The sequence below is a fragment of the Leifsonia sp. SIMBA_070 genome (assembly GCF_046534635.1).
Taxonomy (GTDB): domain Bacteria; phylum Actinomycetota; class Actinomycetes; order Actinomycetales; family Microbacteriaceae; genus Leifsonia.
Genome location: NZ_JAWRYK010000001.1, coordinates 2,879,490 through 2,892,694, shown reverse-complemented (window position 1 = coordinate 2,892,694; position 13,205 = coordinate 2,879,490). Strand labels below are relative to the sequence as shown.

General features: G+C 69.1%; 9 protein-coding genes. 4 read left to right on the top strand and 5 right to left on the bottom strand.

All coding sequences use genetic code 11. From position 1 onward, the window contains the following. Positions 1-170 precede the first annotated feature (170 nt). From SB754_RS13665 to SB754_RS13655, 3 genes are all read left to right on the top strand, one after another. Entirely contained in the window at positions 171-920 is a 750-nt protein-coding gene (locus tag SB754_RS13665) for a CDP-alcohol phosphatidyltransferase family protein (RefSeq protein ID WP_410782850.1), read from the top strand. Further along, on the top strand, positions 920-1,609 hold the full coding sequence (locus tag SB754_RS13660; RefSeq protein WP_410782849.1) for a hypothetical protein: 690 nt from the start codon (positions 920-922) through the stop codon (positions 1,607-1,609). The genes SB754_RS13665 and SB754_RS13660 overlap by 1 nt, the downstream gene beginning before the upstream one ends. Before the next feature lie 148 nt (positions 1,610-1,757). Beyond that, positions 1,758-6,512, top strand: coding sequence for a PKD domain-containing protein (locus SB754_RS13655; RefSeq protein ID WP_410782848.1), 4,755 nt, complete (start codon positions 1,758-1,760; stop codon positions 6,510-6,512). Here SB754_RS13655 and SB754_RS13650 read toward each other — a convergent pair. Continuing rightward, entirely contained in the window at positions 6,506-7,456 is a 951-nt protein-coding gene (locus tag SB754_RS13650) for a glycosyltransferase family 2 protein (RefSeq protein WP_410782847.1), read from the bottom strand. The two genes, SB754_RS13655 and SB754_RS13650, sit on opposite strands and share 7 nt — an antisense overlap. Between SB754_RS13650 and SB754_RS13645 the strand changes: the two genes are divergently transcribed. Beyond that, positions 7,455-8,402 carry a glycosyltransferase family 2 protein gene (locus SB754_RS13645; RefSeq protein WP_410782846.1) on the top strand — a complete coding sequence of 316 codons (948 nt, stop codon included), beginning with the start codon at positions 7,455-7,457 and terminating at the stop codon, positions 8,400-8,402. The genes SB754_RS13650 and SB754_RS13645 overlap by 2 nt on opposite strands. On the opposite strand, the gene SB754_RS13640 is transcribed toward SB754_RS13645, so the two are convergent. Genes SB754_RS13640 through SB754_RS13625 form a run of 4 tightly spaced genes read right to left on the bottom strand, consistent with a single transcriptional unit; the run spans position 8,378 to position 13,202 of the window. Further along, positions 8,378-9,433, bottom strand: a complete 1,056-nt coding sequence (locus SB754_RS13640) for a glycosyl transferase (protein WP_410782845.1) — start codon at positions 9,431-9,433, stop codon at positions 8,378-8,380. The two genes, SB754_RS13645 and SB754_RS13640, sit on opposite strands and share 25 nt — an antisense overlap. Next, positions 9,430-10,731: a hypothetical protein gene (locus tag SB754_RS13635; RefSeq protein ID WP_410782844.1), complete on the bottom strand. Its 1,302-nt coding sequence runs from the start codon at positions 10,729-10,731 to the stop codon at positions 9,430-9,432. Before SB754_RS13635 ends, SB754_RS13640 begins: the two co-directional genes overlap by 4 nt. 54 nt (positions 10,732-10,785) lie before the next feature. Then, complete coding sequence (locus SB754_RS13630) at positions 10,786-12,147, bottom strand: oligosaccharide flippase family protein (protein WP_410782843.1); 1,362 nt, start codon at positions 12,145-12,147, stop codon at positions 10,786-10,788. After that, positions 12,144-13,202, bottom strand: coding sequence for a glycosyltransferase family 4 protein (locus tag SB754_RS13625; protein WP_410782842.1), 1,059 nt, complete (start codon positions 13,200-13,202; stop codon positions 12,144-12,146). Before SB754_RS13625 ends, SB754_RS13630 begins: the two co-directional genes overlap by 4 nt. Positions 13,203-13,205 lie beyond the last annotated feature (3 nt).

Below are 13,205 nucleotides of genomic sequence, written 5' to 3'. Positions count from 1 at the left end.
TGTCAGTATCTCATCTTGGGGTGGACCGAACGGGTGCTTGTCACCCGAACGGGGATGGCTGTTTATGAGGCTTTCTCAATTAGACTGCAGACACGGCCCGACCGCCGTGAAGACGTCCCACTGACCCGGGTGGGGCGCGCTCGCTCGTCGGGTCGCGGAGGGGTGGTCCCATGACGACGCAGGAAGGCGCAGCGCAGTCGTATCGCGCGGTCGTTCGCAGCCTCGCCGGTGCGCAGAAGCAGTCGCTGCCGGGTTCGCCTCCCTACTCCGTCTACGTGAACCGCCGCGCCGGCCGCCTCATTGCGGCGTGGGCCTACCGGGCGGGGCTCACCCCGAACGCCGTGACCGCCATCTCGGCGGCGCTCACCTTCTCCGGCATCCTCGTGATCGCTCTCCTGCCGACCGCCCCGTGGATGGGCCTGCTCGTCTGGGCGCTCCTCGCGCTGGGGTATGCGTTCGACTCCGCCGACGGTCAGGTCGCACGCCTCCGGGGCGGTGGGTCCGCCGCGGGGGAGTGGCTCGACCACGTGGTCGACAGCGGCAAGATCTCGGCCCTGCACCTGGCGGTCGCGGTCGCGATGTTCCGCTTCTTCGACCTGCCGTCGGCGGCGTGGCTGCTGCTTCCTCTTCTTTACGCGATCGTCGCGAACGTGACGTTCTTCGGGATGATCCTCAACGATCTCCTGCGCGCCGCGCGCGGCGGCTCGGCCGAGCGGGCAACGGGTCCGCGCTCGGCGCTCAAGACCCTCCTGCTGGTGCCGACCGACTACGGCGTGCTCTGCCTGGTGTTCCTCCTCCTCGGGTGGCCGCTGCTCTTCACCATCGCCTACGGCCTGTTCTTCGTGGCCAATCTCGGCGCACTGGTCATCGCATTGCCGCGATGGTTCGGCCAGATGCGCGAACTCGGAAGGAAGTCCTGATGTCCGCTGAGAACACGCCGGAGCCGGACGGCGGGCGCCGCCGTCCGCAGTGGCCCTGGATCGCCGGCGCCGCGGCGTTCGTCCTCCTCGTCGGCGGCGTCTGGTGGGGGGTCGCGGCCGGTTCCGCGTCGCAGACCTCCGCCGATGGTCCGATCACCGGTCAGCCGTCCACGTCCGCACCGGCGGGTCAGAAGACGGCGACTCCGGACGCGTCCGCCCCGTCGCCATCCGCCCCTGCCGATAAGCCCACTCCGACAGCGGTCCCCGGCGCGGCCGGTGCAGCCCTCCCGCAGCGGGAACCGGTGGCGTTGAACTCGAAGACCACCGTCGACAACGCCGTCACTGTGACGATGTCGAAGCTCGAGTCTGTCAAGGGCGAGGCGCAGGGCGTCGGCGAGACCGCGGGCCCCTCCATCCGGTTCACGCTCGACTTCGCCAACGCCGGCGACGCCGCATATGCGACCCAGCAGATCGTCGTGAACGCCTACTTCGGGCAGGACAACACCCCGTCGTCGCCGTTGAGCGGCCCGGGAGTGACGGCGCTGCCCGCCAGCATCCCGGCGCACTCGAACGCGTCGGCGACCTACGTTTTCACCGTGCCGGAGGACCAGCGTGGGTCCGTCGTCATCACGGTGGACTATCAGGCGGGCTCGCCCGCCATCGCCTTCCAGGGCGCCGCCCCGAAGTGAGTTCCACGCCCCCAGTACGGGGGACCGGCCCTCGCTTCACCCGATAACTGAGCTAAGCTCAGCGTCAAATTAACTGAGAATATGTCGATAAAGCCCCCTCAATACCCCGAACCGACGATTCTCCTCAACCCGAACACAGGATGAAACCGTGACTGCATCGCACGAATCTCCCGCCGGCGGCGGGACACCCCAGGAGATGGCGGGTCGGCAACGTCGGAGCCAGCGGCGCCGGCGTGCCGCGATCGGCATCGTCGCTGCAGCCGCAGCGATCCTCGCATCTCTCGTCGTCGTCCAGCCTGCGGTGGCCGACACAGCCCCGCCTCCAGGCGATCCCACCACCGTGAGCGCCGACCCGTTGCCCACTGTCCAGATGGACGGCGTGGCGTGGGCGGAGCAGGTCGTCGGCAACACCGTCTACGTCGGCGGCCAGTTCTCGAACGCCAGGCCTGCCGGCGCCGCTGCCGGCACCAATCAGACGCCGCGCGCGAACATGCTCGCGTTCGACCTCACCACCGGCGCCCTGAACACTACCTTCAACCCGAGCCCGAATGGGCAGGTCAAGGCGCTGGCGGTCTCGCCGGACGGAACCCGGCTCTACGTCGGCGGCAGTTTCACCACGATCGGGGGTGCGACCCGCTACCGCCTCGCGGCGTTCAACACGGCGACCGGCGCGCTCATCACCAGTTTCGTGCCGGTCCTCAACGCGAGCGTGCAAGGCATCGTCGCCACCAACAGCACCGTCTACGCGGTGGGTGCCTTCGGCTCCGCCGGCAACCAGAGCCGCACCTACGCCGCCGCCTTCTCGGCGAGCAACGGTGCTCTCCTGCCGTGGGCACCGACGATCGCGGGAGGCACGGCGCAGCACCTCGCCATCTCGCCGGACGGGTCCAAGATCGTGCTCGGCGGCAACTTCACGTCCGTCAACGGGTCGTCGAACCCCGGGTACGGGCTCGCCGCGGTCACTCCTGATACCGGGACTCTGCTGCCGTGGAACGTCAACAACCTCGTCCGCAACGGCGGGACGCAGGCGGCGATCGAGGCACTGCACGCGGACGCCTCCGGCCTCTACGGGTCCGGTTACGTGTTCGGCTCCGGCGGAAACCTCGAGGGCTCGTTCCGGGCCGACTGGACGAACGGCGACCTCGTCTGGGTCGAGGACTGCCATGGCGACACCTACGACATCACGGTGCTGCAGGGCGTCGAGTACGCGGTGGGCCACCCGCACTACTGCGGCAACATCGGCGGTTTCCCGCAGACCAGCCCCGACTGGACCTTCCACCGCGCACTGGCGTTCACCACGGACGTGCGCGGCACGGTCACGAACGACCCGTACGGCTACTACAACTTCGCGGGAAACCCGCGTCCCGACCTCCTGAACTGGTACCCCGACGTCAACACCGGCACCTTCACCGGTCAGAGTCAGGGACCGTGGAGCAACGAGTCCGCCGGTAACTACCTGATCCTCGGCGGCGAGTTCACGCGCGTTCAGGGCAAGGCGCAGCAGGGGCTGGTGCGATTCGCCATGCCGTCCATCGCGCCGCTCAAGATCGGCCCGCAGATCCCTACAGCGTCGTACACCCCCAACGTGATCTCCCTCACTGCGGGTACAGCGCGGATCAGCTGGAAGACGAACTGGGACCCGGACAACGAGGCCCTGACCTACGATGTGATCCGCGGCCAGGCGACCGGCCACCCGATCTACACGACGAAGGTCACCACGCCGTTCTGGCAACCGAAATCGCTGGTCTTCACGGATACCGGGCAGACGCCGGGCTCGACCCAGTCCTACCGGATCCGAGTAACGGACCCCAACGGCAACGCGGTCTACAGCTCGTCGGTCTCGGTGACCATCGCCGACTCCGGATCCATGACGCCGTACGCATCCAGTGTGCTGAACGCGAGCCCCGAGTACTACTGGCCGCTGAACGAGAGCTCGGGCAGCAACGCGTACGACTGGGCGAATGGGAACGACGCGACGCTCAACGGGGGTGTCACGCGTTCGGGAACGGGACCGCTGAACCCGGACAGCACGACGGCAGCCAGCTTCGACGGCGCAAGTGACGGGTTCTTCCCGTCGCCCACCAACGAGGACGGCCCGAACACGTTCACGGCACAGGCGTGGATCAAGACGACCACGACACGCGGTGGCAAGATCCTCGGCTTCGGCAACCAGCCGACCGGCGACTCCGGCAGCTACGACCGTCACGTCTACATGGCCAACAACGGCCGGGTCTACTTCGGTGTCTACCCGGGCGGCGTGCAGACGCTGAACACCCCGATGGCGCTGAACGACGGTCAGTGGCACCAGATCACGGCGACGCTCGGCAGCGGAGGCATGGTGCTCTATGTCGACGGCAAGCGCGTCGCGTCCCGCACCGATGTGACAACCGGTCAGGGCTACAACGGCTACTGGCGCGTCGGTGGCGACAACCTGAACGGCTGGCCCAACCAGCCGGCGACCAACTACTTCGGTGGTTCGATCGCCCAGGTGGCGATCTACCCGACGGTGCTGAGTCGCACCCAGGTGTCCTCCATGTACCAGGCGGCCGGATACAACCTCAACACCCCGACGGCGCCCGCGGACGCCTACGGCGCGGCCGTGTACCAGAGCGACCCGGACCTGTACTGGCGTCTGGCGGACACCGGTACGACGGCAGCCGACTCCTCTCCCTACGGCCAGACCGGCAACTACCAGGGTGGTTACACCCACGGTCAGACCGGAGCCCTCAATGGTGTCGCGAACGCTGCAACGGCGTTCAACGGCAGCTCGGGCGTAGTGGTGAGCAGCCAGCAGGTGTCGAACCCGTCGACCTACTCGTTGGAGGGGTGGTTCAAGACCACCACGACCTCCGGCGGCAAGCTGATCGGGTTCGGCGACCAGCCGAGCGGACTGTCCAGCAACTACGACCGGCACGTCTACATGCAGAACGACGGACGCCTTGTGTTCGGAGTGTGGACCGGCCAGACCAACACGATCACGTCGCCGACGCCGCTGAACGACGGCAACTGGCACTACGTGGCCGCGACGCAGGCCTCGGACGGCATGGCGCTGTACGTGGATGGCGTGAAGGTCGGGACCAACCCCCAGACGCAGGCGCAGGGCTACAACGGCTACTGGCGCCTCGGTGGGGACAACACGTGGGGATCGAGCAGCCCGTACTTCAACGGAACGCTCGACGAGTTCGCCGTCTACTCGACGGAGCTCTCAGCCTCCACGGTCGCGAACCACTACGCGCTCGGCTCTTCCGGAACACCGGCGAACCAGCCGCCGACGGCGTCGTTCACGGCGTCGTCCTCCGGCCTCGTCGTGTCGACGGACGCCTCGGCGTCGGCCGATCCGGACGGCACGATCACCGGATACTCCTGGAACTGGGGTGACGGCTCGACGGGAACCGGTGCCACCGCGACGCACACCTATGGCACGGCAGGCACCTACACGGTCACGTTGACGGTCACCGACAACGCGTCCGCCACAGGGACGACGAGCCAGCAGGTCACGGTGGCGCCCGTGCCGAACCAGCCGCCGACGTCGTCCTTCACGGCGACGCCGAGCGGTCTGACGGTGAACACCGACGCGTCGGCATCCGCCGATCCGGACGGCACCATCATCGGCTACGCGTGGAACTGGGGTGACGGCTCCACAGGAACCGGTGTCACGGCCACCCACACCTACGCCGCCGGCGGCACCTACACGGTGACGTTGACGACGACCGACAACAGCAACGCGACGACAAGCTCGACCAAGCAGGTCACGGTCGCCGCGCCCAACCAGCCTCCGGCGGCGGCGTTCACGTCGTCCTCGACCGGGCTGGCGCTGAGTGTGGACGGCTCGACCTCGAGCGACCCGGACGGCACGATCGCCTCGTACGCGTGGAACTTCGGTGACGGAGGGACCGCGACCGGAGCGACCGCATCGCACACCTACGTGAGCGCCGGCACCTACACGGTCACGTTGACCGTCACCGACAACCAGTCGGCGACGGGCACCACGACCAAGCAGGTGACCGTCGCTGCGGCCAACCAGCCTCCGGCGGCGGCGTTCACGTCGTCCTCGACCGGGCTGGCGCTGAGTGTGGACGGCTCGACCTCGAGCGACCCGGACGGCACGATCGCCTCGTACGCGTGGAACTTCGGTGACGGAGGGACCGCGACCGGAGCGACCGCATCGCACACCTACGTGAGCGCCGGCACCTACACGGTCACGTTGACCGTCACCGACAACCAGTCGGCGACGGGCACCACGACCAAGCAGGTGACGGTCACCTCGGGCACCGCGACCGTACTGGGAGCCGACGCGTTCGGCAGGACGGTGGCGAACGGTTGGGGGACCGCCGACACCGGCGGCCCCTGGACCCTCACCGGGACGGCGGCGAACTTCTCCGTCGGCAACGGGGTCGGGTCCATCGCTGTGCCGATCGGCCAGACGCGGACCGCGCGGCTCGGAGCCGTCTCCTCGACCGCGACCGACGTGCAGGCGTCGTTCACCGTCGACAAGGCGGCGACCGGCGGCGGCCAGTACGCGGGGCTCATCGGCCGGCAGGTCGGCGGCACCCCGTTCTACGGCCGGGCCTGGATCAAGGCGGGCGGAGCAGTCCAGGCCCAGATCCTCGAGGGCGGCACATCGCTGAAGGCTGTGAACATAGCCGGGCTCACCTGGACGCCGGGCATGGTGCTCAACGTCCGGATGACGACGGTGGGTGACGGCACCACAACGACGCTGAAAACCAAGGTGTGGGACGCGTCACAGCCGGAGCCGACCGCCTGGCAGGTGACGGCTACCAGCACCACGGCCGCCATGCAGGCCGCTGGCAGCGTCGGTGTCATGACGTACATCTCCTCGTCGGCGACGGACGCGACCACCACGGTTGCCTTCGACAACTTCAGCGCGAAGACCGCTCAGTAGTCGGGGTCGTCAGCATGGTGAGGTGTCCGGGACAGGCGAAGGCCGTCGCGGACACCCCGCCATCCTGCGCGGAGCGCCTCGCCGGAGGTGAGGAACTGCCGCTTGCCGCCCTGCAGCAGGATCTCCCACGCCACGGGCAGCGTCGAACGCCGCCACGCCCGCACCGTCTCCGGCGGCAGGTTCCTGGCTGCGAACAGCAGACGGTTCCGGATGTTGTAGTAGTAGTACGTACCGGACTTGCGGACGCCGGAGTGCGGTCCATCCGTTCTCTGGGTGCCACCCTCGTCGTGCACTGCGGTGGCGTCCTCGACCAGAGCCAGCGAGCCGCCGGCGCGAGTGACACGCAGCGAGAGGTCCACGTCCTCCCAGTAGAGAAAGTAGTCGTCGGCGAACCCGCCCACCGCATCCCACAGCCGGTCGGTCACGAGCAGACAGGCCCCGCTCAGCCACGGGACGCGCTCGCCGGGCACGGTACCGCGCCGGGCGGCGGAGCGGATGCGGCCGTCGCGCAGGTAGACGTCGGCGCCGACCGACCACGTCGATCCGTCGGACCGGCGGACGACGGGCGACAGCAGCGTCATCGGCTCGGCGAGGGAACGCGCCACGAGGGTCCTCACGCTGGGCCGCTGGATGGTCGCGTCCGGGTTGAGCAACAGGAACCGGCGAGCACCCCGCTCGCGGGCGCGGGCGACTCCCACGTTCATTCCGATGCCGAACCCGAGGTTGTCCTTCGCCTCCACCACTTCCCACCCGAGCGGCTCGGCGAGCGCGTGCAGTGCCATCCGCTCTGCGGCCGTGGAGAAGTTGTCCACAACGACGATCATCGCCTCGGGGACATCCGCCGCGACGGCCGTGAGGTTGTTGGACAGCAGCGCCGAGGACCCGTAGTTCACCACCACGATCGCCAGATCGTCCGACTCGTCCGGGAGCCCTGATGCTGTCATGATGTCCATCGTGCACCACGTTGTGATCGCCGTGCTGACTTTCCGCAGGCCCGCCGACATCCGGGCCGTACTCCCGGCGCTCGGGAACGAGATCGCAGCCCTGGGGGCGCTGCCGTTCTCGGTGCGCATCCAGGTGGTCGACAATGACAGGGACGCGAGCGCGAGAGTTGCGGTGTCCGAGCTTGCCGACCGCCTGACGGTGCCGATTCGATATGCGGTGGAGCGCGAGCCGGGGATCTCCGCGGCGCGCAACCGCGCGCTGGTGGAGTCCGCGGACGACGACATCCTCATCTTCATCGACGATGACGAGCGCCCCGAGCCGGGCTGGCTGGCCGCCCTGCTGAACTGCCTGCAGCGGACCGGCGCCGAGGCGGTCGTGGGGCCGGTGCGCTCTACCTTCGAGGTGCAGCCGGACGCTTGGATGGAGGCGGGCGGCTTCTTCGTGCGCCGCAGGCTGGAGACGGGGACGCCGGTTGAGGTGGCGGCGACCAATAACCTGCTCATCGACCTCGCTTTCGTGCGCGCGAATGGGCTGCGGTTCGACCTCGATTTCGGCATCACCGGCGGCGACGACACGATGTTCACACGCGAATTCGTGCGCGCGGGCGGTCGGATCCTCTGGTGCGCCGAGGCGATGGTGGTGGACGTGGTCCCCGCCGCCCGGGTAACACACCGCTGGGTGATGCTGCGGGCGTTCAGCAGCGGCAACGGTTGGTCTCTGACATCGCTGAAGCTCACGCGCACGACGTCCGAGCGGTGGCGCGTCCTCCCCCAGCTCCTCGCCTCCGGAGGGGTGCGCATCGCGGGTGGCTGTGTGCGCGTCGCGGTGGGCATCCTGACCGGGTCGCTCCAGCACCGGGCGCGCGGCGCACGGACGATCGCGCGCGGACTCGGGATGGCGGCGGGCGCGCTCGGCTATCGCTACCAGGAGTACCGGCGGCGTTGAGTCGGCCTGGTGGTGCCCACACGAAAGCGTGCCAGCTGAAGCGCCCGGCGATACGCGGAGATGTGCTCGGAGCCGACGGCGTCCCACTCGCGCGCGGACAGGTCGGGGCGGCCGACGGGCGGCCGCTCCTGCACGCCGGTGAGCGCTTCCCGAAGGACCTCCGTCGTCAGCTCGCCGGAGTACCGGCGCACCCAGTCCTCGCCCACCTCGAGTGCGAGCGCCCTGTTCACCTCGTTGTCGGGGATGAGCACGGGGCGGTCGAGCGACAGCGCCGCGAGCGTACCGCCGGAGTTGTGCATCTCACGGTAGGGAAGCACCACAAGTTCGGCCGCCGTCGCGATCCCGACCAGCTCGTCGTCGGTGAGGAAGGCGAAGGTGAGCGAGATGCGGTCGTCGCCTGCTGCGAGCTCCGCTATCTCGGCGGCCAGTTCGGGCGCCGACGGCCGGCCGCCGACCTGCAGGGAGGCGTCGGTCGCCAGTCCGCGGAACGCCTTCACGAGCGCCTGTACGTTCTTGTAGCGGCGGATCAGGCCGAAGTATGCGAGCCGTCCCGCCACCGGCCTCCGGCGCGGAGCGTCCGCGAACCAGGTGCGGTAGTGGCCGTGCACGATCGTGACCGCCTCGGTACCCTCCGGCAGCGTGGTCCTGTCGTTGAGCGTGATCCGCAAAGTGGTCAGGCGTGCGAACCGCTCCAGGAGGAAGCGCTGCCGGCGGTTTATCCCCTCCGGGAGGTCGAGGTTGTGGACGGTGCGCACGACGGGCGTCCGAAGCACCGCGATCCGGAGCAGGAGCAGCGCCGTCAGGAGCTGCCGGGCCAGCGCGCGCAAGGGCGTGCGGCCCTCCAGCAGAATCTCGGGCCAGTGGATGTGGAACACGTCGTACCGGTGGGTGAGGGCGGTGCGCCACGAGAAGGTGAGGAGCTTGGCGTCTGGCTGCTCGCGGATTGCGGCCGCCAGCATGACGATGTAAGGGTTGGTCGTCGCACGGGGCTCCGGGAAGGACTGCAGCACGGTGAGCCGGCGCATGGTCATGTCGTGGACTCCTTCTCGCCCGCGCCGAGCCGCGGCAGCAGCGTCATCCCGATCAGCAGGGTCAGCAGGGTCGCCGAGGAGTACCAGGGGCCGAAGAAGAGCGACCACAGCGTTCGCACAGCCAGGTAGATGAGGAGTGCGCTCGCCGCACGGTGGGCGACGCTGTGACCGAGGCCCCGCAGCACGTACCAGAGCAGTCCGACCGAGAGAAGGAGGCCGCCGATCCCGTAGTTCGCCCAGAGGTCGCCGATCATCGAGTGCAGCTCGAACCCGGTGCCGAACATGAAGTTGTCGACGTAGCCGTTGTTCGGGTCGTAGTTGATCGCCATCATCCCCTGCTTGGCGACGAGAACCTGTGTCGAACTGGCGTAGCTTCCCGAGCCGAAGCCGAAGGGGTAGTGCTGCATCAGTGCAGCGGTGGCTGCGAGCTCCGGCCGGCCGCCGAGGATCAGCGAGCCGGAGGTGTTGATCTGGGCGATCGTCCGCTGCTGGGTCGCCTCGCCGAGCGCGCCGTCGACGATGAGCGATTGGCCGACGTTGTAGGCGATCCCGGCGACGAGCAGGAGCCCGAGCAGCACACGGGCGGTCGACGCGCGTTTAGTGTTCGACGTCGGCCGCAGTTGCCAGACGACGAGCACGCCGGTCAGCAGCAGTATGGCGAAACCGCTTCGGGCGTCGCTCGCCGCGGAGAGCGCCGCCAGCGCCACCACGATGACGAGCTCCAGGCCCCGGCTCTTGCGGACCATGGCGATGCTCAGGGCGATGACGGCCACCGGGACGGCGAACACGAACTTCCAGGGGTTGCCTCCAGCGAGTATGCCGTGCGGGTCTATGCCCACCAACAGGCCGATCCCGAAGAAGAGTCCCACGCTCCACAGCGGCAGCAGCGTGCGGGCCCAGAGCATGACGCCGATCGCCAGCATGGTGCCGACGAGGACGAAGGTGTTCTGCAGCGCCAGGCCGTTGCCGGTGTGCGCGCTTCCGCGGGCAAGCCCGGTGAGGAGGTAGCCGTTCAGGGCGGCTGCGCCGCCGAGCGCCATCAGCAGAACGCCGCCCCGGTACCGCGGCAGCACAGAGATCCATACCGGGAGCAGTAGCACCGCCACGAGGTAACCGACCGTCAGCCCCTGCGGGAGCTGGATGCGGGCGCCGATGATGACGAGGGACAGGGCGGCGACGACGCGCGAGATCGTTCGCCAGGCGTCCGCGTGCGAGTCGGACGAGGCGTCGGGCCTGACGGTGCGGCCGATCGCGGACCCTGCTGTGAAGCGGAGGGGCGACGGGTCGGCCACGGCCATCTGCGCATCCTTTCGGCTGATTCTGAGATTATCTCATGAAGTCAGGACGCCGCCCTAGTCCCCCATAGGGGTCAGTGTCGGCTCCTGCGCTGCGGTCTCACGTGCCTGAGCCCGTCGGCGAGCCAGATCCCGGCGGACATACCAGAGGTTCGGGATGACCTGGCACAGCAGCACGGCGATGGCCGACCCGATAATCGGGCCACCCGCGCCAAGCAGCAGCGTCAGCCACCAGGAGAGGCCGAGGTTGATCGGCACCATGATTACGATTGGCAGCACCTGGAACGTGAGCCCGCGCTGGTCGGTCATGTACATACCGATCGGGTATTTGGCGGCTTGCACCGCGACGAAGGCGATGTAGCCGCCGACCAGCCAGCCGTCGAGCTGCAGCTTGCCGTCGGAGACGAATGCCGCTACCCAGGGCAGCAGTGCTGCCAGGGCCAGGGCGGTCGCCAGTCCGCCGCCGGCGAAGGCGAGCGTCGCGCGCCACGGCGTCACTACGCGGTCCGCCGACCGGGCCCGCGCGAAAACCGGCCACAGCGCGACGCCCGCCGCGGCAATCGTCTGGAGGATGAGCCCGAAGAGCTGCGTCGCCAGGTTGTACTGGGCGAGCTCAGTCCCGGAGGTGAGATGGCTGAGCAGCAGGCGGTCGGTCTGCATCGCGATCGGTAGCGCCAGCATTTGCGCGAGCATCGGCCAGGCGAGGCCGAAGGCGGCGACGTTCCGGACATTCCTCACGCGCGGGATGTCGCGGATCGCGTGGCCGACCTGGGGTTTCAGAAGCCGGGCGGCGAAGAGCAGGCACAGTACTGAGACCAGGGCTGCTGCGATGTAGGAGAAAACCGCGAGATAGTCGCCGGACGGAAGCGCGAACAGCGCAACCGCGCCTACCGAGAGGAACATGAACGGAGCGACCACGAACTGGGTCGCGACCTGTAGCGTCGTCCGCTCCAGCCCCACCAGCATGCGCTGCCCGACCGTCAGCGGCAGGGCGAGCCCGAAGATCCCGAGGCAGAGGAAGGCGGCGAGGTCGCCGGAGCCGGGGGCCAGACCAGCACCGAGCAGCGTGGGCCACCAGCCGAGCAGCGTGATCCCCAGCGCCATGAGGAGGATCGCTGCGCCGGTTCCGATCAGGATGCGGAACGCCGTCGTCACAGCGCGACGCACGTACGGATCGCTTCGCGGGTCCCCGGAGCCGGCGATGGCGTTGATGACAACCGCCGCCATCCCCAGGTCGGCGAACGGCAGCAGCGTCGACAGCGTCGAGAGGAGACCGTATTGAGCGTACGCGTCGGTGCCGAAGTGGCTGATGATCAACCGGCTGGTGAATATGCCGAGGATGCCGGACCCACCCATGACGAGCACCTTGATGAGGGCGGTCGACGAGACGGCGCGGAAGGCGCCCCGCTTGGCGCTCATGTCGCCGTCACGCTGTCGTGGGCGGGACGGCGGCCGAACAGCCAGTCGTCTGCGGCGCGGCGGCCGTCGGTGGCCGGGAGCGCCGCGAGCAGGTCCGCGGGCGCTCGCCTGTCGCTGAGCGCGCCCGCCACGGCCTCGGCGAGGGTCGCGGCGTCGGCGTCGGCCGGGATGATGTAGTGGCCCTCCTCGGTGAGCCAGTCGGCGAGTCCCGTCTCGGAAGTGGTGACGACGACGCATCCCGCGGCCAGGCCCTCCACGATGGGGAGACCGACCTGCTCGCGCCAGCGCGGCCGCCGCTGCGACGGCAGCACGAGGGCCTTCGCTCCGGCCAGCGCGCCCGAGATGGTGTCGCGCGACGGATCCACCAACAGCTCGATCGAGGCGTCGATCGCTACGGCCTCCCGGGCGAGCACTTCGAGGGCGCCTTTGCCCATCACGAGCAGGCGGGCGTCCGGACGACGCTCGCGCACCAGCGGCCAGGCGGCGAGGAGCAGCGGCAGGCCCTTGCGTTCCTCGAAGGCGCCGAGGAAGGCCGCGATCGGCGGTCGTCCCGGCGTCAGGGCGGGGTGCACGGCAGAGGGGAGGGCCGGGATCGTGGTCGCGGTCGCGCCGCCCGATCCGAACACCCGGCGGTACAGCTCCCGGGAGACGTCGGTGCCGAAGGCTAGCCGGTCCAGGTTCGCGTGCACGAAGCGGGCAAGCACGAGCCGCGCCCGGCGACCGACGCGTCCCTTGAGGGATGCGGGGACCGGCGGGTACAGGTTCTCGATGGCGTAGGACACGACAGTCGTACGGCGGCGGCGCAGCGCGCCGGCGACGCGAACCGCGGCGATCGCCAGAGCGGAGCGCGCGGCCGCCGAGATCATCAGCGGCTCGTTCACCTCCAGCGTCTCGACGCCTGAGCGTGCCAGCAGCAGCGCCGCGCGTACGTCGCCCGCCCGGACGATGTCGAGACCGGCCTCGAGCCCGGGGTCGTAGTCGTAGCGCTTCTTGCGGTACACGATGCTCGCGGGGGAGAACTCGTGGGCCCGCTCCAGATGCGCCGTGCGCGCCACGTC

What these genes read in the sequence shown, in the direction of transcription:
- SB754_RS13645 (WP_410782846.1), top strand. Translation starts at nt 7,455, where the DNA reads ATGATGTCCATCGTGCACCACGTTGTGATCGCCGTGCTGACTTTCCGC.
- SB754_RS13630 (WP_410782843.1), bottom strand. Translation starts at nt 12,147, where the DNA reads ATGAGCGCCAAGCGGGGCGCCTTCCGCGCCGTCTCGTCGACCGCCCTC.
- SB754_RS13635 (WP_410782844.1), bottom strand. Translation starts at nt 10,731, where the DNA reads ATGGCCGTGGCCGACCCGTCGCCCCTCCGCTTCACAGCAGGGTCCGCG.
- SB754_RS13660 (WP_410782849.1), top strand. Translation starts at nt 920, where the DNA reads ATGTCCGCTGAGAACACGCCGGAGCCGGACGGCGGGCGCCGCCGTCCG.
- SB754_RS13665 (WP_410782850.1), top strand. Translation starts at nt 171, where the DNA reads ATGACGACGCAGGAAGGCGCAGCGCAGTCGTATCGCGCGGTCGTTCGC.
- SB754_RS13640 (WP_410782845.1), bottom strand. Translation starts at nt 9,433, where the DNA reads ATGACCATGCGCCGGCTCACCGTGCTGCAGTCCTTCCCGGAGCCCCGT.
- SB754_RS13650 (WP_410782847.1), bottom strand. Translation starts at nt 7,456, where the DNA reads ATGACAGCATCAGGGCTCCCGGACGAGTCGGACGATCTGGCGATCGTG.